Below are 23,970 nucleotides of genomic sequence, written 5' to 3' on the forward strand. Positions count from 1 at the left end.
TAAGTTGTGGTGTTGAGATTTTTATTTATCAGGATGGAATAGCGCGTGATCAAGCCTACTGTATTGCGTGAGCGCTTGTTGGGGCTGCGTCGCCGCCATAAACGTTTGTTGCAGGTCGCTGCCGATGTGGTTCTGGTTTGGTTGGCACTCTGGCTGGCATTTGTTGTTCGGCTGGGTTTTGACAACTCCATTAATGTCTTCAGCAAATATGGTTGGCTGTTTATTGTTGCCCCGGTTATCGCTATCCCCTTGTTTATCCGCTTGGGTATGTACCGTGCGGTATTACGTTACTTGGGTAATGATGCGTTATTGACCATTGCCAAGGCGGTTTCGGTATCTGCACTGCTTCTGGCCTTGATCGTTTACTGGTACCGCGATGCGCCTGCCGTTGTTCCGCGTTCGCTGGTATTCAATTACTGGTGGCTGAGCCTGACCCTGATTGGCGGGTTGCGTTTGCTCATGCGCCATTACTTTATGGGCGACTGGTACAGCAGCGGTCGCAGTGCCAGGCTTTCTCAGAACGATGGCAGAGCCCCGAAAGTAGCCATTTATGGCGCCGGTACGGCAGGTAATCAGCTGGTTGCTGCGCTGCGCATGGGGCGATCGATGAACCCCGTAGCCTTCATCGACGATGACAAGGGTATCGTCAGTCAAGTCATCGCCGGGCTCAAAGTATATAAGCCGGGCAGCATTACCCAGCTGATTGAAGATACCGGCGTGCAGGAGATTTTGTTGGCCATGCCATCGGTGTCGCGCATGCGTCGACGGGAAATTCTCGAGTATCTGGAGCAGTTCCCTCTGCATGTGCGCAGTGTGCCGGACTTCATGGACCTGGCCAGCGGCCGCGTGCAGGTTGATGCACTCCAGGAGGTTGATATTGCCGATGTATTGGGGCGTGATGCAGTGCCACCCATGAAGGCGTTGTTCGAGCGCTGCATTCGTGGACAGGTTGTCCTGGTGACAGGCGCCGGTGGATCTATTGGTGCTGAACTGTGCCGGCAGATCATCAGTGTGGAGCCTGCGGCTTTAATATTGTTTGATCACGCTGAATACAATCTGTATGCGATCCACGGTGAGCTGGAAGAGCGTATCGAGAGAGAGGCACTATCCATCAAGCTGGTGCCGATTCTGGGGTCGATCGGTAGCGCTTCCCGTTTGCTGGATGTCATGCGCTGCTGGAAGGTGAACACGCTCTACCATGCCGCGGCCTATAAGCATGTGCCGATTGTTGAGCACAATATCGCCGAGGGCGTGCTCAACAATGTGCTGGGTACCATCAATGCCGCACAAGCAGCCGTCAGGGCTGGCGTTGATCACTTCGTTCTGATTTCTACCGATAAAGCGGTGCGTCCGACCAATGTCATGGGCAGCACCAAGCGCTTGGCCGAAATGGTGCTTCAGGCGCTTAGTCGCGAGACTGCCCCGGTACTCTTGGGTGACAAGGATGGCGTGCGTCAGATCAACAAGACGCGCTTTACCATGGTTCGCTTCGGTAACGTGCTGGGCTCTTCGGGCTCGGTTATTCCGCGCTTTCGTGAGCAGATTCGTTGCGGTGGCCCGGTGACGGTGACGCACCCGAATATTACCCGTTACTTCATGACCATCCCGGAAGCTGCCCAACTGGTTATCCAGGCCGGCGCCATGGGCCAGGGCGGCGATGTGTTTGTGTTGAACATGGGGCAGCCGGTCAAGATCGTGGATCTGGCGGTCAAGATGATTCACCTGTCTGGCTTGACCGTGCGCAATGAAAAAAATACCCATGGCGATATTGCCATCGAGTACAGCGGACTGCGTCCTGGCGAAAAACTCTACGAAGAGTTGTTGATTGGGGAAAATGTAAGGCCTACCGAGCACCCGATGATTCTCTGTGCCAGTGAAGAGCATTTGCCATGGGAAGATTTCAAACAGCGTCTGACGGAGCTGCTTGAGGCGGTAGATGCGGGAGACTTCTCTCGGGTACGCCAGTTGCTGCGCCAGACTGTCAATGGTTATGCGCCGAGTGATGACATCGTCGATCTGATGTATCTGCAGCAGCAGGGACCGGGGCGCAGCATTTGAACTCAGGCTGATACTGCCTGTATCGATCCAATAAAAAGGGCCTGCATATGCAGGCCCTTTTTTGTTGCCGCAACCGTCGGTTCAGTCCTTGCCGCTGTAGTCATTGAGCGAGATGACCCGGGTCTTGCCGACACGGTGGCGGTAGATCTCGCGCAGGTACTTGATGGCTTTCTTAACGCTCTCGCGGGACAGGCGGATGTCGTTGATCGAGACGAACTTGTCCTTGTCGTTGATCAACTCGCGGTACTTCTTCTCGTACATCGGCTTGATCGCATACCAGTTGGTGTCGAGGATCTTCGCCGGGTTCTCGTGCTCGTTGAGCATGGCTTCGATCAGTTCCTCGTCGAACTCCTCGGAGACGATGAAGTCGAGCATGGCGTTGTCCAGACTGTCGTCGTAGCGGTACTGGTCGCGGGCGAAGCAGCGCTTGATAAAGGCCACGATCAGGGTCAGGAAGTCGTCCGACAGGCACGGGCTCTTGACGATCAGGGTGGTCAGCGACAGGTTGGCCGAGGCGCCGATCACCAGGGCGTAGCGCTTCAAAGTGGTGTTGGGGAACAGGCTGTTGAGGTGGCTCTTCAGGCGGTTGAGATCCATGTAGGACAGCTTGTAGTCCTTCGGCAACGAGACGATGGACACCACCGAGGAGCAGTTCTTGAAGAAGTGCAGATCGCTCAGCTCGCTGGCGTCGAAGTTGGACTTCTTGTATTGCTCCAGCGCCGCACGGTAGCGCTTGGATTCAATCGGCAGCAGGCTGATGCCTTCGATGGCCTGGGTCGCCTTGTTGAAGTGCGGCAGGTCGATGGAGCGGAAGAACAGGTCGTCGATATTGAGCTTGGGTTGTTCCTTCTCGAATACCTTGAACTTGTCCGTGGTGGTCGGCGGTGCCTGTTCGGCCACCACCGATTCGGCATAGGCCACGGCCACCGGGCCGGCCAGGCTCATGAACAAGTCGTTGGCATCCAGGCGGATGGTCTCGCCGATGTCGATGCCTGCGCGACGGAAGTAGTTCTGGTCGTAGTCGGTGGTCACTGCCTGGGCGGTGAGGATGTTGAAGATCTGCTGCGAGATGTACTGGTTGGCGTGGCGCTCCATGGCGTTCACGTCGATGTTCTGGATATTGCCGCCGTCGCTTTCCTCGGCGTAACGCATGATGTCGTTGGAGATCAGCATCATCGCGTTCCACGGGCGGATGCGGCGCATCACGCTTTCTTCGCCGGTTTCCTCGTTGTCGAAGTTGTAGGAGAAGTCCCATTCCTCGGCGAGGTACTTGCACAGCAGGCGGCCGGCATTGATATGCAGAGCCTCGGACATCTCGATGCGCTGGTCGGAGATGTTCGGCAGGATGCAGATGCCGCTGGTGAAGATCGGCTCGAAGACGAAGGAGTGATCGCGGTTATCGTCGTTGCTTTCTTCGGTCTTGGTCTCGAAGGTCTTGCTCATGTAGGCGAACTGCTGGGCCAGGCCGAATTCCGAGGCCATGCCCGAGCCGGTGCCGCCGCCAGCGCTGAAGATGTAGAAGTACAGGCGCGACTGGTTGGCCTTGATCCCGCAGGAGTCGATCAGATAACTGTGGATGAATTTCCAGTCGGCATTGGTGAAGCGCTGGGTGTCCTTGTTGAGGATGATCTTGGCCAGGTACTGGCCGAGGATCGGCGCGTTACCGGCGCCACCGGCATGCACCTCAGACAGGTCCATGATCTTCATCTTGCTGTAGTCGCTGAGGAAGCCGCTTTTCTCGGTCTTGCGCGAGAAGCGGATGCGGCCCTCGATGTCCTTGTCCAGGTCGCCGAGCATCACCAGCGGCTCGATCAGGAACACCGGCTTGGCGGCACGGCTGGGGGCCAGGCGCAGGTTGCTGCGGATCCAGCTGGTCGGGCGCTGCTCGTTGGCCGGTTTATCCTGGCTGCTGAACTCGTTGAGGTAGAACTTGCGGGCGTTGTACACCAGCGAGGCAACATCCAGGGCGATATTGGAGCCGCAGCGACCCAGGCCGATCAGGCACACGGACGGGAAGTGCTGGCTGGAGCGTACGTCGCTGCCATCGTCGCCCAGTACCTTGGGGAATACCCGCTCACGCAGACCGTCGAGATTTTCCAGGATGCGGTCGATGTCGCGCTCGGTGAAATACATGTACTGCTCACCATTGCCGGCTGGGCTGATGGTGACACGGGGCGGCGCGAGTACTTCAGCGACCTCGGTGACAACTTGGCGCGCTTCGGAAACGGTGGAATCTGCGTCTTTTGTTGTTTTCATCATCGACATTCCGTGGATGTGTGCGGCGTATCAGGGGTTGGTATTCAACTAAATACATTCTTGTTACATGAATGAGCACTATATACAGCGAATTTGCATTGTTCGAGGTAGGTGCCGGATTGCTGGCGGCTTTTTATTGGCCTTTTTTATGCCTCGACCCGATTACGGCCCAATTGTTTGGCTCGGTAGAGCGCGGCATCGGCATTGCGTACCAAGTCGCGCAGTAATTCTCCGGGCGCCAGTTGGGCAATGCCGAAACTGGCACTGATGGACTGCTGCTCCAGCAATGCTGCTTTGGCTACCAGTTCGCGCAGCTTTTCCGCCAACTGCTCGGCTTGCTGCTTGTCTGTATGGGGCATGAGGATGAGGAATTCCTCGCCGCCCCAGCGGCAGAGGCTGTCGGATTCCCGCAGGTGCCCGCTGACCAGTTGCGCCAGGCGGCATAGCACCTGGTCGCCCACCTCGTGGCCATGTTGGTCGTTGATGTCTTTGAAATGGTCGAGGTCGAAGAACACCAGCGACAGGGGATAACCATAGCGCTCGGCGCGACTGACCTCCTGCTGGGCCACTTCCTCGAACTTCAGGCGATTCCACAGGCCGGTCAGACGGTCAGTATTGGCCAGGCGTTCCAGTGTGCAGTTGCTGGTGAGCAGCTGCTGTTCGGTAGTCTGCCGGCGGTTGACTTCGCGTTGCAGGGCGCGTGACAGCGTGGCGAAGCGCAAGGCAATGGCACCGACCAGGACGATGGCCAGCAGGGCGAGCACGCCGCCCAGGTAGACCATGCGGTAATCCTGCTCGACCTGTTCGCTGTAGAGAAACCCCTGCAGGTCGACCGGTCCAGGCGCCATGCCCAGTTGTACATAGCTGTTGGCGATGTATTCCCAGCGCCCGGGGTTCATGTGCCCGAGCTGCACCAGTTCCGGCATGATCAGCTTCTGCAGGGCCTCGGCCTCGAAACGCAGGTGTTCCAGGGTTTTTTCGGGCGCATAGCGCTGCTGGATCAGGCGAATGGTTTCTTCCTGATGTGCCAGAGCGTACTGCCAGCCTTTGAGGCTGGCTTCGACGAAGGCGGCAACCTGAGCGGGTTTTTCCTCCAGCAGTTGCTCGCGGGTATACAGCACATCGTTGTAGAAGTTGACGCCGTACTCGCGCGGGTTGATCAGGCGGTAGTCGGCGCCATGCTGACTGAGCCAGTAGGGTTCGTTGGAGATATAGCCATCGTAGGCGTCAGTCTTACCGTCGAGCAGGTCCTGCAGGTTGAAGCTGGTGGGCTGGATGGTCAGCTGGTTGATGTCGATGCCTTCACGGCGCAGAGTGATCAGCAGCTCGGCGCTTTCTGGTGCCGGCATCAGCATCAGGCGCTTGCCGGCCAGGTCCATCGGGGTGCGGATGCCCGAGTCGGCGCGCACGATCCATACAATGGGCGAGGTCTGCATGATCGCCGCCAGCGCCACCACCGGCTTGCCGGCCATGCGTTCGATGACCATGCCGCTGTTGCTGATGGCGAAGTCACTGTCGCCTGCCAACAGGGCATCCACCGGCTTGAGCGCGCTGGGGCCGCCTTCGAGGATTTCCACGTTCAGCCCGGCGTCGCGGTAATAGCCTTTTTCCAGGGCCATGTAGTAACCGGCGAACTGGAACTGGTGCAGCCAGCGCAGTTGCAGGCGCAATTGGTCGGCGGCCAGGGCCTTACCCGCAGGCAGTGAGCACAGAGCGAACAGGGCCAACAGGCACAGGCAGATGAGCTTCCGGCTGGCATGGCGGCGCGAGATGAGTGGCTGGCTGGACGGCACGGGATACTCAGGGTGTGGCACTTTGCTTTCACTGTAGCGGTTTCTGGCGCTTTCTGGATATCCGCAGATTGCCTGATCAGAGCCTTGGATGAATGTGCTGAGGTGATTTCTACTTGTCTGTCTGGTCAGTATTTTCCTGTGTAGGCTTGCCCGGCGCGCAGCCTGCGGGGTAGGGTGGCGGGCCCGGCCCAGGCGGCCGTTCTGCGTGTGAATGTGCTGTGAAATCTGCTTCTCGAGCCTTGCTGATGCTGGCTCTGTTGCTGGCGGCGATCAATTTGCGCCCCGGTATCACTTCCCTTGCTCCCTTGATCGAGCGAATTGCCAGTGAGCTCGCGCTGAGCCGTGGCCTGATCAGCCTGACCACGGCCTTGCCCGTGTTGTGCATGGGCCTGCTGGCCCTGCTGGCGCCCCGTTGTGCGGTACGTTTCGGCCTGGAACGTACGATTACCGGCTGCCTGCTGCTGATCGGCCTGGCCCTGCTGCTGCGTTTGGGCAGCCAGGCCAGTGGTTTGCTGATCGGCAGCGCCGTGCTGCTGGGTTGCGCCATCGCCGTGGCCGGGCCACTGCTGTCGGCCTACATCAAACGCCATTTCGTCGGCCATATCGGCCGGGTGGTGGGCTGGTATTCGTTCGGTATGGCGATCGGTGGGGCGGCCGGGGCAGTGCTGACCATTCCCGTCACGCGCGCGCTGGGCGATAACTGGAACTTCGGCTTGGCTGGCTGGGCGCTGCCGGCATTGATCGCTGCGGCTTTGTGGGCCTGCTTGCCGAACCGCAAGGAGATTCCCGCTGAGAACGATGGTCAGGGTTTGCCCTGGCGTGAGCCACGGGCCTGGCTGGTGACCGGTTTCTTCGCCATTCAGGCGGGTATGTTCTACACCTTGGCCACCTGGCTGGTAGCGCGTTACCACGAAGCCGGTTTCAGCCTGCTGTACAGCAACGGCTTGTTTGGCAGTTTCATGCTGGTCGGCTTACCCAGCGCCTGGCTGCTGCCCTGGCTGGCCCAGCGCTTCGATATCCGTCAGCCGCTGCTGGTGTTCTGTGGCCTGACGATGACCCTGTGCCTGGGCATGATCAGTGTTGTCCCGCAATGGCTACCGGAAGTCTGGGCGCTGCTCATGGGCCTGGCCCTCAGTGGTTCGTTCGCCCTGTCGCTGGTGCTGCCGTTGTACGAGGTGCATACGCCGCTGGCGGTCAGTCGCTGGACGGCGATGATGCTCTGCGCCGGTTATGGCATGGCCTGCCTGGCGCCCGTTCTTGCCGGTTTGGCACGCGACCTGGCCGGCAACTATCAGGTACCGTTCATGGTGCTGGCCGGCCTGGGCGTGCTGATGACGCTGATTGCCTGGTGCCTGCGCACGCCCAATCGGCAGAGTTAGAGCCTGTTTTGGATCTTTTGAGCTAGAGCCAGGCAAGGCGCAACGACCAGCGGGAGTAACAGCCGTTGGCTGGCCCGAAGGATGAGCGCGAGCGCATAAAATGGGCGAGGACGGGGAGTTTACGAGGGGTAAATGAGCAGGCCGAGCCCTATCTCAACGCTGAATGGCCGACGATCAAGAGACTCAAAGCAGGTTCTTAGGCAGTGGTTCCTTTGCAGCGGCAAGGCCCTGTGATAGAAGGCAGCCTGCATTTTCTGGAGTACCCGCGTGGAGCCTGAATCCATCGTCTACGGCTGCATCCGCGACTGGCCTTCGGGTGAGCGTGAGCAGCGCATGTTGCGCCGTAGCACCAATCACCGTGTGCTCGACCAGTTGCCACAGGGCGAAGGCTGGTCCTTCCTCGGTCGCGAGATGTTTTCCTTCTGTGCCCGCGAAGATGAGGGGCTGTATCAGACCCAGGTGATTCACTTCGGGGCCAGTTACCGCGCGGTGGAATACGAATGGGCACTCTGGGTGCAGGAGTTCGAGGCCCTGCTCAAGCGCCTGTACTGGGCCAGTGCGGTGGTGCACCTGGAGACCGAGCTGAATGGCGTGCATACCTTTCGCTGGGAGTCCGAGAGCGGTTTCCACAGCCCGCAGGAAGGCGATCTGCGCATGCGCTGCGTATGGGAGCGCGAAGGCAGCCTGCGTGGTTAAGTTCTTGCAGGTCGGCGCTATCTACCGGCATAACCGCTGAAGGGATGTTTGCATGCTCAACTACTTGTGGTTCTTTCTCGCTGCACTCTTCGAGATTGCCGGCTGCTATGCCTTCTGGATGTGGTTGCGCCTGGGCAAGAGTGCCTGGTGGGTGGTGCCCGGTCTGCTTAGCCTGAGCCTGTTTGCCCTGCTACTGACCCGTGTCGAGGCGGCCTACGCCGGGCGCGCCTATGCCGCCTATGGCGGGGTCTATATCGTCGCCTCGCTGCTCTGGCTGGCAGCCGTCGAACGTACTCGGCCGATGCTCAGCGACTGGCTGGGGGCGGCTATCTGTCTGCTGGGTGCGGCGATCATCCTGTTCGGGCCGCGCCTCGGTTGGCGCTGAGGGGCGTCCTCCTCGCGTAGGGTGCGCCGCGCGCAACGGGGCGCTGTAGGTGATCAGCGCACCTAGGGAGCAGGACTGCTCAGTCCTGCTCCTGCAGCCACTCGCGTGGCACTTCCTCTTTCAACAGCAACTGGCATTGCTGGCTTTCCGGATCGAAGACGATCAGCGCCTGGCCCTTGAGCAGTGCCTTGCGTGCCCGCTCGACGCGGGTGACCAGCGGGGTTTCGTCGCCATTGTCGGTGCCGTCGCGGCTGACGAAATCCTCCAACAGGCGGGTGAGGGTATCGGCTTCGAGCATCTGGTAGGGGATCAGCATGGCGGGTCCTTGTCGGCGGGCGGCCATCTTAGAGCATGTGGCGCTGTTGCAGGGGTTGGTGGTTGCAGGGTTTGCTGGCCGTCTACCTAGTCGTTATCCAGTGACTGAGCCAGCAGGTAGCGATCCAGGGTGGCATAGAGCAGCTGGCAATCCAGCGGTTTGCCGAGGAAGTCATCCATGCCGGCCTGGGCGCCATGCTCGCGGTGTTCCTCGAGGATATGCGCGGTGAGGGCGACGATCGGCACTGCCGGTAGGCGCTTGCTGTGCTCCAGCTTGCGGATTTGCCGGGTGGCTTCAAAACCGTCCATCTCCGGCATTTCGCAATCCATCAGGATCAACTGGATCGAGGCTGGATCGCGGTTGTACTCGGCAACGGCGGCCAGGCCGGTAGTGACCAGGCGCACGCAATAGCCACGTTTCTTGAGGAAGCCTTGTACCACCAACTGGTTCACCGCATTGTCTTCGGCGACCAGGATGCACGGGGTGGCGCTGCCATCGCTGCGCAACTCGCTAACCGCGGCGCGCGGCTCGACCCGGCGCTCGCTGTATAGCTCCTGCAGGGCTTCGCGCAGGCTGGTGATGGCTACTGGCAGGGCCAGGTTGAGCAGGCGCAGGCCGCGGGTATCGGGGATTGATTGGCTATGCTGGGGCGGGTGCAGCAACAGCACCCGCTGGCCGCGCTCCAGCAGCGGACTGAGACTGTCCAGCCAATGGCCGATGCTGCCCGGCCAGGGCGCCATCAACACCAGCAGCGGCGGGTTGCTGAAATCTTCCAGGCAGTCGCGCAGGCGCTCTGGGTCCTGGCAGCGTTCAGTACGCATGCCCCAGCGGCCGAGCAGGTGGCTGAGAGCATCCAGGCCCAGGCTGTCCAGCGAGCAGAGCAGGGCGGTACGACTGTTGAGCAACTGTGCCAGTTCATCTGCCTCGGCGCTGGCGGCTTGCAGCGGGATATCGAAGGCAAAGCGCGAGCCCTGGCCCTGACTGCTCTGTACTTCGATATGGCCGCCCATCATCTCCACCAGCTCCTTGCTGATGGCCAGGCCCAGGCCGCTGCCGCCGTAACGGCGGGTGGTGCTGGAGTCGCCCTGGGAGAAGGACTTGAACAGCTGGCTAAGTGTTTCGCTGCGCATGCCAATGCCACTGTCGCGGATGGCGAAGAGCAGATGCTCGCGACCCTGGCTGTCACTGCGTTTGCCCACCTGCAACGTGACATGGCCTTCCTGGGTGAATTTCAGGGCATTGCTCAGCAGGTTCATCAGCACCTGCTTGAGGCGGGTCGGATCGCCCTGGATGCGCCGCGGCACACCGCCTTCCAGACTTACATAGAGGCGCAGGCGTTTTTCCAGGGCCTGGCCGGTGAACAGACTGAGAGTGTCGGAGACCAGTTGCTCCAGGTCGAATTCGATCTCTTCCAGGCTGAGCTTGCCGGACTCGATGCGCGCGTAGTCGAGGATGTCGTTGATCACCGCCATCAGCGAGCTGCCGGAACTGCTGATGGTGTCCACATAGAAGCGTTGGTTGCGATCCAGCGGGGTGTCGCGTAACAGCTGCAGCATGCCCAGCACGCCATTCAACGGAGTACGGATCTCGTGGCTCATCTTGGCCAGGAAACGGCTCTTGGCCTGGTTCTCGAAGGCCGCCTGTTCGGCCGCCTGGCGCGAGCGGAAACCTTCTTCCTTGAGCAGGTTGATGCGGTCGGCCAGGCCGATGGACAGGGTCAGCAGCTCGACCGTGACGCCCATCTTGACCACCGCCGAGCCGTAGATACCGAAAATCTCGACACCCAGCGAGCCGCTGGTGACGAGCATGAAGGCCACCAACAGCACGCTCCAGGCCAGCACATAGTAGGAGCCGTGACGAATACCCTGGCGCCAGACGTAGATACCGGTCAGCAACAGCAGCAGCGAGACCACCAGTACCGTCAGGCTGGCCAGGATGTTCCACGCCTGCAGGCCGATCAGCGGTACCGACAGCAGGCAGCCGAAGATCGCCAGCATCAGCAGGCGCAGGCTGCGGTCCAGGCGCGGGAAGTGCTGGCGCGTGTGTAGAAAGTGGCGACTGAACTGGGTGGCGGTCAGGCAGTGCAGGAACATCAGGATGTAGATGCTCACCGACTGCAGGGCCACGTGTTCGGGCAGCAGCTTGAACAGCATGCCGTCGAAGCAGGCGGCGAACAGGCCGACGTTGATGTTGTAGAGCAGGTACCAGAAGTAGGCGCGCTCGCGCAGCGAAATGAATAGGAACAGGTTGTAGATGAACATGGCGAACAACACGCCATAGAAGGCGCCGTTGATGCCCATCAGGTTTTCCTGGGCCGCCGCGCTGGCACCGTAGGTGCTGAAAAACAGTGGCACGAATACCGTGCTGCTGGTTTCCACGCGCAGCAGCAGCTCGTTGCTGCCGTGCGGCAGTTGCAGCGGGAACCAGAAGTGACGGACCTGCACCGGGCGCTGCACGAAGGCGAAGCGGTCGCCGCCCTGCTGGGCTTGCAACTGGCCACCGGCACCCACCAGGTAGACATCGATTTGGTCGAGCAGGGCGTAGTTGACTTCCAGGTAGCCGTTCAGCGGCTGCGGGCGGCTGTTGACCAGGCGTACCTTGAACCACCACACCGAATCATTCTTGCCCAGGTTGGCGTGGTCGCCGCTGACGCCGGTAAAGGCGCTGTCGGGCAGCTGCTGGACCTGATCGGCGCTGAGGTTGCCAGCCCGATCCTCGTAGTAGCCCATATAGGGCGCTAGCGACAGGCGCAGTTCGTCCTGATCCAGAGGGGCGGGGGAAAGCGCCCAGAGTGGAAAGCTGAGGCACAGCAGAAGGAAACCCAGACAGCAGCGAGGCATCCGCAACCTCATTATTTTTGTACGCCTGTCACCGCACTTTGCCCGGATGTGGGCAGGGCTTCAAGCGCAGCCCTCACTCGATTGCTGTGGGGCCGAACTGTGGCCCGGCTCAGCCCTGGCCGCAGGCGCGGTTGGCCGGCACGGCCACGTCCATCAGCTTGGGGTTGGGTAGCTTGAGGTTGTCCATCAGCTGCACATAGGCCTCGACATCGGCCACCTGCAGGCGCGGGTTGTGCGCGGCTTCCTCGGCGATGCTGGAGCGGGTCCAGCCGCGGTAGTCGTGGCCCGGCCAGACCACGGTGTTGCCGGGCAGGGCCAACAGACGCTGCAGGCTAGCCCATTGGGCGCGCGAGTCGCCGTTCTGGAAGTCGGTGCGGCCGCTGCCGCGGATCAGCAGGGTATCGCCGCTGAACAGCTGGGCCGCTTCGTTGCCGGCTGCGGGCAGCAGGAAACAGTAAGAGTCATCGGTATGCCCCGGTGTATGCCAGGCGATCAGCTGGCGCTGGCCGAAGGTCAGCGCCTGGCCGTCGGTAAAGGTGAAGCTGGCGCACTGGCTGCCGCTCTGCGTGCCGAAGCCGCTACGGCAGGCGGTGGCGCTGCGCAGCTCGCCGAGGGCGGTGATATGGTCGGCATGGGTATGGGTATCGATGGCCAGGATCAGCTTGAGATCCAGCTCGCGCAGCAGGCGCAGGTAGTCGTCCAGTTTGTCCTTCACCGGGTCGATCAAGACGGCTTCGCCCTGGTCGGCCAGCAGATAGCTGTAGGTCGAGCTGGTGCTATCGAATAATTGGCGCAGCAACATGTCAGGCTCCTCCAAGAAGTTTCTGCGCGGCCAGCGACAGGCTGACCACGACGAGCATCAGGGCGAACAGACGTTGCAGCAGTTGCCCGCCGAGGCGCTGGGCCCAGTAGTTGCCCGCCAGCACGCCAAGGGCGCCGCCAGCGGCCAGACCGAGTAACAAGAGTGGCGAGGGATCGGCCTCGCTCAGGTAGAGCAGGAAGCCGCCGCCGGAAACGATGGCGATCAAGGTCATCGAGGTGGCGGTGGCCGCCAGCATCGACAGCGGGGTGAGCCAGAGCAGTGCCGGCACCACCAGGAAGCCGCCGCCGACCCCCATCAGTCCCGACAGCAGGCCGACTCCCAGGCCGATGCCGAGTAGCGGCAAATTACGAGTGTGCTGCTGGTTGCTGCGCGGCAGTTTGGCGCCGCGCCACATGCGCCAGGCCGACCACAGCACCAGCAGGCAGAAAGCGATGATCAGCAGGCTTTCCGCAATGAACTGCCCCAGCCATTGGCCCAGGGCGTTACCCGGTAAACCGCAGAGGCTCAGCAGCAGCACCGGGCGCCAGGCCACCAACCCCTGGAAGGCGCGGGGGGTGGCGCCAACCAGGGCGGTCAGTGCCACGGCACCGAGGCTCACGCCGATCGCGTCGCGCAGCGGTAGATGCAGGCTGAGTAGCAGGGGCAGGGCCACCAGTGAGCCGCCGGCACCGGTCAGACCCAGCAGCAGACCAAGGATCGCACCGACCCCGAGGGCTTCGAGGAGCAATAGATCCATCAGCGATTCCAGGGCATGCGCGCCAGCAGCAGGGCCATGGCGCAGGTATTGCTAAGACCGGCAAAGGTCAGCCCGGCGCCGACGAAGGCCGCCAGGCCGTACCAGCCCGGATGCAGCCAGGTGCCGAGCGCGCAGCCGAGCAGTACCAGGCTGCCGGCGCTGATCTGCACCTGCCGCTGCAGGCTGATCACGCCACTGGAACCCTGATTGGTAGCCATGCCGCAGGCCACGCAGGCCTCGGTGCCGCCGTCGATCACCTGCACGCCGGGCAGCAGATGCTGCAGCTGCTCGGCGGCGCGTTGTGCCCGTTGTCCGCGCTGGCACAGCAGGAACAGTTCATCGCCGCTGCGCAGGCCTTCTTGCTTGAGCTGAGCGACCAGTTGCTCGGGTTGCAACTGGTCCAGCGGTACGTTGCGTGCGCCGGCCACATGCTGGGCGCGAAATTCCGCCGGGCTGCGTACGTCGATGAGGAAACGCACCTGGCCCTGATGCTGGGCGGCGGCGAAGCGTGGGGCGTCGATCAGGCAGATTGGCTGGTTCATTGGGTACTCCCGGGGGGTATCAGGTGTATTTGGTGAAAATGGCGCGGACCCGGGCCAGGGTCTCGGCATCGTCGCGCTCGGGGTCGAGCATGGTTTCTTCCAGCAGACAGGCGAGCATTTCCTGGTAGGCCTTATCCAGGGCCTTGCGTGCTGCGGCGAACTGCTGGGCGATGGCCTCGCATTCTTCGCCGCGGCGGATCATCGCCTGGATGCCGCGGATCTGGCCTTCGACGCGGGCCAGCCGCTTGAGCATGGCGTCCTGTTGCTGCAGGTTGGGGGCGGTCATCTGTCTCTCCTGGTATACCCGTGGGGGTATAAAGTTACTGGGGGGAGTATGTAATGGGGTGGCTCGACAGGCAAGCCCGTCTGTCGCTAAGGGCGATTCTGCTAAGCCTGCATGCTGAGGGATGGGCGTGAGGTAGCGTCAGCTGCTGCTTGGTGCAGGGCACTATTTCGCGGTGCTGCTCTGCGCTGAGGGTGCATGGCGGACCCTGCGGAGCGACGAAGGGCTATTTGGTGTTGCGGATCAGCCTGCGCAAGGCAAAGCGATTGGGGTGGCAGGCTTCGGCCACGCTGCGCGGTATGGGCAGCGGCTCGTCATTCAGCCAGGCGGCCAGCAGTTCGCCAGACAGCGGGGCGGTTATCAGTCCGCGCGAACCGTGGCCGCTGTTGACGTAAAGGCCGTCGAGCCAGGGACAGGGGCTGTCCGGCACCTGGCGGGCATCCTTGCTAAGTACGGCATAGATGGTGGCGAAGGCGGCGCTGTCGGCCAGTGGGCCGACGATTGGCAGGTAGTCCGGGCTGGTGCAGCGGAAGGCGGCGCGGCCTTCGAGCTGCGCCGGGTCGAGCAGGTCGGCCTGCAGGCGGGTGCTCAGGTCGCTGGAAATTTCCTGCAGCAGTTGCAGGTTGCCGGCATGTTCGGCGGCGGTCGGCGTGAGGTCATCGCTGTGGAAGTCGAAGCTGGCGCCCAGGGTGTGCTCGCCGTGGCGCGCCGGGGCGACATAGCCTTCGGCGCAGACCACGCAGGCCAGCTCGGCGCTGGCGGTGGTCTGTGGCAGGCGGCTGATCTGCCCGCGAATACGCTTGAGCGGTAGTTCGGCGGCAGCGGCGAAGCGCTTGACCTCGGCGGCGCCGGCCAGCACGGCGACCGCCGCACTGGCCAGCAGGTGCTCGCCGTCCAGAGCCTGCCACTGGCCATCGACCCGGCGCAGTTGCAGGGCTTCGCTATGCGGCAACAGGCGGATCTGCGGGTGCGCGGCCAGCAACTGGCAGAGTGCCGGTGGGTGCACCCAGCCGGCTTCGGGATAGAACAAGCCGCCGGCCGGCAGCTGGATACCGGCGCGCTCTTCGGCCTGGGCCTGGTCAAGGCTGTGCAGTAGCTGACTGGGGAAGGCGGCGGCCAGGCGTGCCTGACGTTCTGCTTCCTTGGCGTCGAAGACCAGTTGCAGCACGCCGCAAGGCGCCCAGTCGCTGCCAGACTGCAAGCGCTGCAGCAGGCGGCGGGTATGGCCGAAGCCGCTGACGATCAGCTGCGACAGCGCCGTGCCGTGGGCGGAGAGCTTGAGGTAGAGCACGCCCTGGGGGTTGCCCGAGGCTTCCTGGGCCACGTCGGCGTGGCGTTCCAGCAGGCTCACCTGCCAGCCCCGTGCGGCCAGGCTGGCGGCCGTGGCGCAGCCGGCCAGACCGGCACCGATCACCAGCGCCGTGCGTTGCTGCGGACGGTATTGCGGGCGGGCAAACCAGGGTTTCTCCGCCGCAGCGGCGGGTCCGGCGTAATGACCGTTGAGGTTCTCCCATTTGGTCCCATAGCCCGGCACGCGGCGCATGGCGAAGCCGGCTTCGATCAGCGCACGCCGGACGAAACCGCTGCTGGCGAAGGTCGCCAGGCTGGCGCCGGGAGCGGACAGCCGGGCCAGTTGCTGGAACAGCGGCAAGCCCCACATGTCCGGGTTCTTCGCCGGGGCGAAACCGTCGAGGAACCACACGTCGATCTGCCCATCGAGCTGCGGCAACAGCTCCAGGGCATCGCCGATCAGCAGGGTCAGCACCACCCGGCCGCCGGCCAGCAGCAAGCGCTGGAAGCCGGCGTGGATGGCCACATACTGCTCCAGCAACTGGCTGGACCAGGGTGCCAGTTCCGGCCACAGGGCCAGTGCGCGTTGCAGGTCGGCGGGGCTCAACGGGTACTTTTCCACGCTGACGAAATGCAGTTGGGCATCGACCGGCGCGCTCTGCTCGAACAGCTGCCAGGCACAGAGGAAGTTGGTGCCGGTGCCGAAACCGGTTTCGCCGATGCACAGGCGCCCGCCGGCCGGCAGTGCGGCACAGCGTGCGGCCAGCTGATTGCCGGCGAGAAACACATGGCGGGTTTCGCCCAGACCATCTTCGCGGGCGAAGTACACGTCGTCGAACTGACGTGACAGCGGTTGGCCTTGGGCATCCCAGTCGAGCTGGGCATAGGGAGAGTCGGACATGCGGACACCTGTGCAGAGGCGCGCATTGTAATGCCAGGCGCGCGCCGACGGGCTAGGCTGTGCGGATTACATCAGGGAGCTGAACATGTTCGAATCTGCCGAGTTGGGCCACGCCATCGACGAGGAAACCTTTGACAGGGAAGCGCCGGCGCTGCGCGAAGCGCTGCTGGAGGCCCAGTACGAGCTCAAGCAGCAGGGGCGTTTCCCGGTGATCATCCTGATCAACGGGGTCGAGGGCGCCGGCAAGGGCGAGACGGTCAAGCTGCTCAACGAGTGGATGGACCCCCGCCTGATCCAGGTCAGCACCTTCGACCAGCAGACCGATGAGGAGCGTTCGCGGCCACCGGCCTGGCGCTTCTGGCGGCAGCTGCCACCCAAGGGACGGATCGGCATCTTCTTTGGCAACTGGTACAGCCAGATGCTGCAGGGGCGGGTGCATGGCCACTTCAAGAACGCGGTGCTGGATCAGGCCATCGATGGCGCGCTCAACCTGGAGCAGATGCTCTGCGACGAGGGGGCACTGATCTTCAAATTCTGGTTCCACCTGTCCAAGAAGCAGATGAAGGCGCGCCTCAAATCGCTGCGCGACGATCCACTGCACAGCTGGCGCATCAGCCCGCTGGACTGGCAGCAATCGGAGACCTACGACCGCTTCGTGCGCTACGGCGAGCGGGTGCTGCGGCGTACCAGTCGCGATTTCGCGCCCTGGTACGTGGTCGAGGGCGCCGACGAGTATTACCGCAGCCTGATGGTCGGACGCATCCTGCTCGACGGCTTGCAGGCGGCGCTTAAGTCCAAGGCACGGCGGCCGGTGCAACCGCATGTGGCACCGCTGACCGCCAGCCTGGATAACCGCGGCCTGCTCGACAGCCTGGACATGACCCAGGCGCTGGAGAAAGAGGATTATCAGGAGCAGCTGACCACCGAGCAGGCGCGTCTGGCCGGGTTGATGCGTGACAAACGCATGCGCCGGCATGCCCTGGTGGCGGTGTTTGAGGGTAATGATGCGGCAGGCAAGGGCGGCGCCATTCGCCGCGTGGCGGCAGCATTGGATCCGCGCCAGTACCGCATCGTGCCGATTGCCGCTCCCACCGAGGAGGAGCGTGCTCAGCCGTATCTGTGGCGCTTCTGGCGGCATGTGCCGGCGCGCGGCAACTTCACCGTGTTCGATCGTTCCTGGTATGGCCGGGTGCTGGTGGAGCGCGTCGAGGGTTTCTGTGAACCGGCTGACTGGCTGCGCGCCTACAGCGAGATCAACGATTTCGAGGAGCAGCTCAGCGAGGCTGGCGTGGTGGTGGTGAAGTTCTGGCTGGCCATCGACGAAGACACCCAGTACCAGCGTTTCAAGGAGCGCGAGCAGATTGCCTTCAAGCGCTTCAAGATCACCGAGGAAGACTGGCGCAACCGTGACAAGTGGCAGGATTACTGCGATGCGGTAGGCGACATGGTTGACCGCACCAGTACGGCGATTGCGCCCTGGACCCTGGTCGAGGCCAATGACAAGCGCTTTGCCCGGGTCAAGGTGCTACGCACCATCAACGAGGCGCTGGAGAAGGCTTTTGCCAAGGATTGAGCGATACCGACGGGTACCCTAATACACCCTGCTAGCGGCGAGCTGGTTGGCCTGCATCATGCGCCGAATATAAGAGCCGATCTCACGTTCGGCATCGACGCGGGTGAAATAGGGGCCTTCCAGGGTGCCTTCGCGGGTGGAAAAGAAGTACTGGCCGTTGACTGCACTGACCCGCTCGCTGCGGTAATGGGTGCCGGGGGTCGGGTCGACGCGACGCTGACCGAACATAGTGGGATCTCCTGCTCGAAGCTGCACTGGTTTTAGTCTAGCGGCTGCAGTGCGCCGAGCAGGCGTGGGCGACAAATGGTCAATTTTTGTTCAGTTGCATCCGCAGAGCCGAGCACCGACTCCCGCTTTAGTCTGCTCGGGGCTGACCTGTTGGATGGCGGACAAGTTGCATCAGGTTGTCGGCCAAGAGCGATTCAGGCGCGCACGCCCAGACGTTCGGCACGGCGCAGCCAGCCCTGGCGCTGTTCCTCGGTGGACGGGCGCACGGGGGCGAATTCGGCCAGGCGACGGGTCTTGATGCCGCTGAAGCCGAGAATGGTACGGGTCATCTGGCGGTGCGCCGGCGCGCCGTAGATCCAGCGGAAGTACCAGGGTGGCGTGTCCAGAGTCACCAGCAGATCGGCGGTGCGGCCGCTGAGCAGTTTGTCCCACAGTTGCGAACGGTTGCGGTACTTGAAGGCGAAGCCAGGCAGGAACACCCGGTCGAAGAAGCCCTTGAGCAGGGCCGGCACGCCACCCCACCAGACTGGGTAGACGAACACCAGATGTTCGGCCCAGTGGATCTGCCGCTGCGCTTCGAGCAGGTCCGGTTCCAGGGTCTGGCTCTGGCTGTAGCCGTCGCGCAGGATCGGGTCGAAGTGGATTTCCCCCAATTTGAGCTGGCGCACCACGTGGCCTTCGCCGCGTGCGCCCTGGCAGTAGGCCTCGGCGAGGGCATGGCAGAAGCTGTCGGTCTTGGGCGTACCGAGGATCAGCAGGATACGTTTGCCGTCACCTTCCAGCGGGGTGGCGCCGCTTTTCACTTCATCAACCATGTTGACCGGACTCCAGCATGTCTTGCGGACGCACCCAGGCGTCGAATTGTTCGTTGTTCAGGTAGCCCAGCTGCAAGGCCGCTTCGCGCAGGCTGAGGTCCTCGGCGTAGGCCTTCTTGGCGATCTCGGCGGCCTTGTCGTAGCCGATATGGCGGTTCAACGCGGTGACCAACATCAGTCCGCGCTCCAGGTGCGCAGCCATCTGCCGGGCATCCGGCTCCATCCCGGCGATGCAGTGCTGGTTGAAGTTGCGACAGCCATCGGCGAGCAGGCGGATCGATTGCAGCAGGTTGTGGATGATCACCGGCTTGAACACGTTGAGCTGCAGGTGCCCCTGGCTGGCGGCGAAGGCGATGGTGGCGTCGTTCCCCAGCACCTGGCAGGCGAGCATGGACAGCGCCTCGCACTGGGTCGGATTGACCTTGCCGGGCATGATCGAGCTGCCCGGCTCGTTGGCCGGCAGGCGCACCTCGGCGAAGCCGGCGCGCGGCCCGGAGCCGAGCAAGCGCAGGTCGTTGGCGATCTTCATCAGTGCCACGGCCAGGGTCTTCAGCGCACCGGACAGGCTGGTCAGCGGCTCGTGGCCGGAGAGGGCAGCGAACTTGTTCGGCGCCGGGACGAAGGGTAGGCCGGCCAGTGCTGCCAGTTCGGCCGCCATGGCTTCGGCAAAGCCATGCGGGGCATTCAGCCCGGTGCCTACGGCGGTGCCGCCCTGGGCCAGCTCGCAAACGGCCGGCAGGGTGGCGCGAATCGCCCGCTCGGCGTAGTCGAGCTGGGCGACGAAGGCCGACAGCTCCTGGCCGAAGGTGATGGGCGTGGCGTCCATCAGGTGGGTGCGCCCGGTCTTGACCAGGTCCATGTGCCGCGCCGCCTGTTCGGCCAGGCCGCCGGACAGTTCGGCGATGGCCGGTAGCAGGTCGTGCTGCACGGCCTGCAGGGCGGCGATGTGCATGGCGGTGGGGAAGCTGTCGTTGGAACTCTGAGCGCGGTTGACGTGGTCGTTGGGATGCACCGGGCTCTTGCCGCCCCGTGCGTTGCCGGCCAGTTCATTGGCGCGTCCGGCGATCACCTCGTTGACGTTCATGTTGCTCTGCGTGCCACTGCCGGTCTGCCACACCACCAGCGGGAACTGCGCGTCATGCTGGCCGGCCAGCACCTCGTCGGCGGCCTGTTCGATCAGTCGGGAGATCTCCGGAGGCAGCTCGCCGATGCGGTCATTGACCCGCGCCGCGGCTTTCTTGATCAGTGCCAGGGCATGCACCACCGCCAGCGGCATGCGCTGCTCGCCGATGGCGAAGTTGAGCAGCGAGCGTTGGGTCTGCGCGCCCCAGTAAGCCTCGCTGGGGACTTCGATGGCGCCGATACTGTCGGTTTCGATGCGGCTCATGGTGTTCTCCTGATGGGCTTCCGGCAGTTTAGAGCCTGTCTACGATCTGCTGCGCGTCGGTCATACTGCGTTAAAACTGACCTCGGGATGCTCATTTACAATTGTAAATTCCGCTCCCTCAATCAGTTTTGCCTTGTCTGACTCTAGCTCGCGAGATCGTAAACAGACTCTTAGGCCGCGCCAGGCTGGAGCGGTTCCCGGCTATTTCTATCGAAGCGATTACCAGCGCGCGTGGGTTGCTCCGACCCAGCCATAGGCATTCGCCACCGGCACCTTCTCACCGCGCGGGCCGCGCAGGACGCCATCGAAACAACCGAACCACTGGCGCGTATCGGCGTAGAACGGGCCGATCTTCGGATAGGCCAGATGCTGCTGACGTGGGCTGAAGGTCAGCTCGACCTGGTCACTGGCACTGCTCAGCCGCCACGGCGCCAACGGGCCTTGCGGGCTCTGTTCGATCTGCACCGGCTCCTCCAGGTGCAGCAGCTCACCACCGAACCACAGGGCGTTTTCCGAGAGCCCGCTGTAGTCGCTCCAGCCAGCGCCGAAGTTGCCGGCGATGCCGCCGGCACTGGCAAAGGCGGCGCGCGTCCAGTGGCTGCGCAGGGGCCAGACGCCGCGGGCGAAATCCAGCGAGGCAAAGCTCTGTCCCGGTACGCAGTGATACTGGCGCCCGCCCAGCTGGACGCTACCGCTGACCGGCAGGCCCAGTTGACGGCAGGTGGCGTGGAACGCGCGGCCGCCCATGGGGCAGATCAGGTTGACCGAGTCCAGGTGCGCGGGCCGCAGGATGTCCAGAGCCGCCTGCAGGGGCTGGCCGCCGATATTCGCGGCCATGGCCGTCAGGCGTACCGCCGAGCCACGGTCATCGGCGCGCAGGTGCAGGCGGTTGGCGCAGAACTCATGGCTCTCCAGTGGCGTATCGGGGAGCGTGCAGCCCCGTCCGAGCAGGCGCAGCTGGGTGTGGCTGACCAGCTTGCCGCTGTCGAGGTCGAGGAAGTAGGCCGCGCCATAACCCAGGTAATCGAGGTCGGCGAAGGTCATCGCCAGCATCCAGTGCGGGGTGGTGATGCACCAGTGGTTCCAGCGCTTGCGCCGGCCAATGTTGCCAGGCAGGGCGCAATGCACCACGGGGCGTGACGACCAGCCCACGGCCTGTGGGTTGAGTCGGCCCTGGCTGTCGCACAGCGGCTGTAAGGGTGGGGAAGTGATGCTATTGATGAAGCTGTTCATCAGACACGTCCATGTGCAGGTCGTAGCCGGGCTGTGTCGGCGACGTATATAGAGTGGGGCAGGTGCGCAAGTGCCGCGCAGCATGCCTCTAAGGCTCAAGGATGGGCAAGTGCTGGCCTTTTGACAACCGCTGGACGGTGCCGCTGGCTTGAGCAGAGCAGGCGGTGGGCGCAGAATGTGCGCCCGCACTTTTTTGCCTTTATCAATTCAGGAAATGCCATGAGACGTCTGCGCCTTCTATGTTCTGCTTTGCTGCTGGCCGTCAGTGGTCCGGTATTCGCCGATGCCACCAGCCATGCTGCCCAGGCCGAACGCTTTCTTGAACTGACCCGTGCCGACAAGTTGGCCGTGCCCGTGTATGCCCAGGTGCAGCAGATGTTTGCCCAGCGTTTTGCCCAGGCCCAGGCCCCGGCTGAAAAGAAGGCCCTGCTGGAGAGCTATCAGGTCAAGGCCGATGCGGCGCTGAACCGTGCCATCGGCTGGGACAAGCTGGAACCGGACATGATCAAGCTCTACACCAGCACCTTCAGCGAAGCCGAGTTGCAGGAACTGATGGCTTTCTACCAGAGCCCGATCGGGCGCAAGGTGCTGGAAAAGATGCCGGTGCTGGCGGCCCAGTCAGTACAGATTTCCCAGTCGCGCCTGCAGGCCGCAGTGCCGGAAGTGAACCGGCTGCTGGAAGAAATGAGCGCTGAACTGAGCGACCAGAAGCCCTGAGGACAGATCCATGAACATGCGCGAGCAGATTCTGCAGGCCCTGGATGCCTTGCAACCCGAACACCTCGAGGTGCTGGACGAGAGCCACATGCACAGCCGTGGCCAGCAGACCCACTACAAGGCAATCATCGTCAGCCCGCTGTTCGCTGGTCTCAACGCAGTCAAGCGGCACCAGAAGGTGTATGCCGGCCTGGGCGAGCTGATGGGCCAGTTCCATGCCCTGGCCCTGCACACCTATACCCCCGAGGAGTGGGCGGCGCAGGGCGTGGCCCCGGCATCGCCGACCTGTAAGGGCGGCAGTCAGCACGACCATTGAGAACCTGTCTCGGATCTCTTGATCGTCGGCCATGCTGCGTTGCAACGCAGTAACAGCCTCAGGCTGGTCAATTGGGCTCGGGTTGCTCATGTACAGCTCGTAAACTCCGCACCCTCGCCCAATTGATTCGCTGGCGCTTACCCTTCGGGCCAGCCTGCGGCTGTTACTACCATTGGTCGTTGCGCCTTGCCTGGCTCTAGCTCAAAAGACCCGAAACAGGCTCTTAGGTCTGGCTCTGTTTCCGTTGATCCAGCCAGGCTGCACCGCGGCCTTGCCCTGCGTTAGAATCGCCCCCGCGCCGGCCCTTGCCGGCGCAGTCGTTTAAACCCCGGTCCGTCCTTTGCGAGGACGACCACTGGAGAGAAGTCCCGATGACTGCAAAGATCGTCGTCGCGGCGCTGTACAAGTTCGTCTCCCTGCCGGACTACGAAGCGCTGCGCGAACCCCTGCTGCAAACCCTGCTCGACAACGGCATCAAAGGCACCCTGTTGCTGGCCGAAGAGGGCATCAATGGCACCGTGTCCGGCAGCCGCGAAGGCGTCGATGGCCTGCTCGCCTGGTTCGCCCAGGATGCGCGCCTGGCCGATATCGACCATAAAGAGTCCTATTGCGACGAACAGCCGTTCTACCGCACCAAGGTCAAGCTGAAGAAGGAAATCGTCACCCTCGGCGTGCCGGGCGTGGATCCGAACAGCAAGGTCGGTACCTATGTCGAGCCGCAGGACTGGAATGCCCTGATCAGCGATCCCGAAGTGCTGCTGATCGACACCCGCAACGACTACGAAGTGGCCATCGGCACCTTCGAGGGCGCCATTGACCCCAAGACCAAGTCGTTCCGCGAGTTTCCCGAGTACATCAAGGCGCACTTCGATCCGACCAAGCACAAGAAAGTGGCGATGTTCTGCACCGGCGGCATCCGCTGCGAGAAGGCTTCCAGCTACATGCTTGGCGAAGGTTTCGAGGAGGTTTACCACCTCAAGGGCGGCATCCTCAAATACCTCGAAGAAGTGCCGCAGGACGCGACCAAATGGCGCGGTGACTGTTTCGTGTTCGACAACCGGGTTACCGTGCGCCACGATCTGTCCGAAGGCGATTACGACCAGTGCCATGCCTGCCGTACGCCGATTTCCGTGGAAGATCGCCAGTCCGAGCACTATGCCCCCGGCATCAGCTGTCCGCACTGCTGGGATACGCTGTCGGAGAAGACCCGCACCAGCGCCCGCGAACGGCAGAAGCAGATCGAAATCGCCAAGGCGCGCAATCTGCCGCACCCGATCGGTTACAACTACAAGGCCCTCGACCAGTAAGAATCAGCTTACGATCTTCTGGCTGTCGGCCATACGGCGTTAAAAGTGGCCTCATAATGCTCATTTACACTGCGTAAACTGCGCTTTCTCGGCCAC

General features: G+C 62.6%; 21 protein-coding genes. 8 read left to right on the plus strand and 13 right to left on the minus strand.

Annotation, left to right across the window (positions count from 1 at the left end; genetic code table 11):
- Positions 1 to 45 precede the first annotated feature (45 nt).
- Positions 46 to 2,058 carry a polysaccharide biosynthesis protein gene (locus H3H45_RS15555; RefSeq protein WP_328822377.1) on the plus strand — a complete coding sequence of 671 codons (2,013 nt, stop codon included), beginning with the start codon at positions 46 to 48 and terminating at the stop codon, positions 2,056 to 2,058.
- 81 nt (positions 2,059 to 2,139) lie between these two features.
- Here H3H45_RS15555 and H3H45_RS15560 read toward each other — a convergent pair whose 3' ends face one another.
- Both H3H45_RS15560 and H3H45_RS15565 read right to left on the minus strand, forming a co-directional pair.
- A complete protein-coding gene (locus H3H45_RS15560; protein WP_407926703.1) occupies positions 2,140 to 4,191 on the minus strand; it encodes a hypothetical protein in 2,052 nt (683 codons plus the stop codon).
- A gap of 269 nt (positions 4,192 to 4,460) precedes the next feature.
- Positions 4,461 to 6,107: a GGDEF domain-containing protein gene (locus H3H45_RS15565; RefSeq protein WP_220494316.1), complete on the minus strand. Its 1,647-nt coding sequence runs from the start codon at positions 6,105 to 6,107 to the stop codon at positions 4,461 to 4,463.
- 245 nt (positions 6,108 to 6,352) lie between these two features.
- Here H3H45_RS15565 and H3H45_RS15570 point away from each other — a divergent pair, with 245 nt between their 5' ends.
- The 3 genes from H3H45_RS15570 to H3H45_RS15580 all read left to right on the plus strand — a co-directional run bounded on the left by H3H45_RS15570 (position 6,353) and on the right by H3H45_RS15580 (position 8,567).
- Positions 6,353 to 7,486, plus strand: coding sequence for an MFS transporter (locus H3H45_RS15570; protein WP_220494317.1), 1,134 nt, complete (start codon positions 6,353 to 6,355; stop codon positions 7,484 to 7,486).
- A 267-nt stretch (positions 7,487 to 7,753) separates the two neighbouring features.
- The gene (locus H3H45_RS15575; protein WP_182834639.1) at positions 7,754 to 8,182 is read left to right on the plus strand and encodes a hypothetical protein; all 429 of its coding nucleotides are present in this window, start codon (positions 7,754 to 7,756) and stop codon (positions 8,180 to 8,182) included.
- A gap of 52 nt (positions 8,183 to 8,234) precedes the next feature.
- Positions 8,235 to 8,567: a YnfA family protein gene (locus H3H45_RS15580; RefSeq protein WP_182834640.1), complete on the plus strand. Its 333-nt coding sequence runs from the start codon at positions 8,235 to 8,237 to the stop codon at positions 8,565 to 8,567.
- Positions 8,568 to 8,646: 79 nt separating this feature from the next.
- On the opposite strand, the gene H3H45_RS15585 is transcribed toward H3H45_RS15580, so the two are convergent.
- The 7 genes from H3H45_RS15585 to mnmC all read right to left on the minus strand — a co-directional run bounded on the left by H3H45_RS15585 (position 8,647) and on the right by mnmC (position 16,298).
- Positions 8,647 to 8,883, minus strand: coding sequence for a YheU family protein (locus H3H45_RS15585; RefSeq protein ID WP_182834641.1), 237 nt, complete (start codon positions 8,881 to 8,883; stop codon positions 8,647 to 8,649).
- A gap of 86 nt (positions 8,884 to 8,969) precedes the next feature.
- The gene (locus tag H3H45_RS15590; protein WP_182834642.1) at positions 8,970 to 11,723 is read right to left on the minus strand and encodes a hybrid sensor histidine kinase/response regulator; all 2,754 of its coding nucleotides are present in this window, start codon (positions 11,721 to 11,723) and stop codon (positions 8,970 to 8,972) included.
- Positions 11,724 to 11,832: 109 nt separating this feature from the next.
- Positions 11,833 to 12,525, minus strand: coding sequence for an MBL fold metallo-hydrolase (locus H3H45_RS15595; RefSeq protein WP_182834643.1), 693 nt, complete (start codon positions 12,523 to 12,525; stop codon positions 11,833 to 11,835).
- Between the two features lies 1 nt (position 12,526).
- Positions 12,527 to 13,282, minus strand: a complete 756-nt coding sequence (locus H3H45_RS15600) for a sulfite exporter TauE/SafE family protein (protein ID WP_182834644.1) — start codon at positions 13,280 to 13,282, stop codon at positions 12,527 to 12,529.
- Positions 13,282 to 13,824: a rhodanese-like domain-containing protein gene (locus H3H45_RS15605; protein WP_182834645.1), complete on the minus strand. Its 543-nt coding sequence runs from the start codon at positions 13,822 to 13,824 to the stop codon at positions 13,282 to 13,284. Before H3H45_RS15605 ends, H3H45_RS15600 begins: the two co-directional genes overlap by 1 nt.
- 19 nt (positions 13,825 to 13,843) lie before the next feature.
- Positions 13,844 to 14,110 (minus strand): metal-sensing transcriptional repressor, encoded by a 267-nt coding sequence (locus H3H45_RS15610; protein ID WP_173204804.1) that lies wholly within the window; start codon positions 14,108 to 14,110, stop codon positions 13,844 to 13,846.
- 223 nt (positions 14,111 to 14,333) lie between these two features.
- On the minus strand, positions 14,334 to 16,298 hold the full coding sequence (gene mnmC / locus H3H45_RS15615) for a bifunctional tRNA (5-methylaminomethyl-2-thiouridine)(34)-methyltransferase MnmD/FAD-dependent 5-carboxymethylaminomethyl-2-thiouridine(34) oxidoreductase MnmC (RefSeq protein ID WP_182834646.1): 1,965 nt from the start codon (positions 16,296 to 16,298) through the stop codon (positions 14,334 to 14,336).
- Positions 16,299 to 16,383: 85 nt separating this feature from the next.
- On the opposite strand from mnmC, the gene pap reads away from it, so the two are divergent.
- On the plus strand, positions 16,384 to 17,871 hold the full coding sequence (pap, locus tag H3H45_RS15620) for a polyphosphate:AMP phosphotransferase (RefSeq protein WP_182834647.1): 1,488 nt from the start codon (positions 16,384 to 16,386) through the stop codon (positions 17,869 to 17,871).
- An 18-nt stretch (positions 17,872 to 17,889) separates the two neighbouring features.
- Here the strand turns inward: pap and H3H45_RS15625 are convergent, their stop codons facing one another.
- The 4 genes from H3H45_RS15625 to H3H45_RS15640 form a co-directional block, all read right to left on the minus strand.
- Positions 17,890 to 18,099, minus strand: coding sequence for a DUF6316 family protein (locus H3H45_RS15625; protein ID WP_182834648.1), 210 nt, complete (start codon positions 18,097 to 18,099; stop codon positions 17,890 to 17,892).
- A 194-nt stretch (positions 18,100 to 18,293) separates the two neighbouring features.
- Positions 18,294 to 18,914, minus strand: a complete 621-nt coding sequence (locus tag H3H45_RS15630; protein ID WP_182834649.1) for an NAD(P)H-dependent oxidoreductase — start codon at positions 18,912 to 18,914, stop codon at positions 18,294 to 18,296.
- Complete coding sequence (locus H3H45_RS15635) at positions 18,907 to 20,301, minus strand: class II fumarate hydratase (RefSeq protein ID WP_182834650.1); 1,395 nt, start codon at positions 20,299 to 20,301, stop codon at positions 18,907 to 18,909. Before H3H45_RS15635 ends, H3H45_RS15630 begins: the two co-directional genes overlap by 8 nt.
- Positions 20,302 to 20,520: 219 nt before the next feature.
- Complete coding sequence (locus H3H45_RS15640) at positions 20,521 to 21,534, minus strand: DUF2804 domain-containing protein (RefSeq protein WP_182834651.1); 1,014 nt, start codon at positions 21,532 to 21,534, stop codon at positions 20,521 to 20,523.
- A 219-nt stretch (positions 21,535 to 21,753) separates the two neighbouring features.
- Here H3H45_RS15640 and H3H45_RS15645 point away from each other — a divergent pair, with 219 nt between their 5' ends.
- From H3H45_RS15645 to trhO, 3 genes are all read left to right on the plus strand, one after another.
- Positions 21,754 to 22,251, plus strand: a complete 498-nt coding sequence (locus tag H3H45_RS15645; RefSeq protein ID WP_182834652.1) for a DUF2059 domain-containing protein — start codon at positions 21,754 to 21,756, stop codon at positions 22,249 to 22,251.
- Positions 22,252 to 22,261: 10 nt separating this feature from the next.
- Positions 22,262 to 22,567, plus strand: a complete 306-nt coding sequence (locus H3H45_RS15650; RefSeq protein WP_182834653.1) for a BolA family protein — start codon at positions 22,262 to 22,264, stop codon at positions 22,565 to 22,567.
- Positions 22,568 to 22,938: 371 nt separating this feature from the next.
- Positions 22,939 to 23,874 carry an oxygen-dependent tRNA uridine(34) hydroxylase TrhO gene (gene trhO, locus H3H45_RS15655; protein ID WP_182834654.1) on the plus strand — a complete coding sequence of 312 codons (936 nt, stop codon included), beginning with the start codon at positions 22,939 to 22,941 and terminating at the stop codon, positions 23,872 to 23,874.
- Positions 23,875 to 23,970: the final 96 nt, after the last annotated feature.

The organism is Aquipseudomonas guryensis (genome assembly GCF_014164785.1).
Classification (GTDB): domain Bacteria; phylum Pseudomonadota; class Gammaproteobacteria; order Pseudomonadales; family Pseudomonadaceae; genus Aquipseudomonas; species Aquipseudomonas guryensis.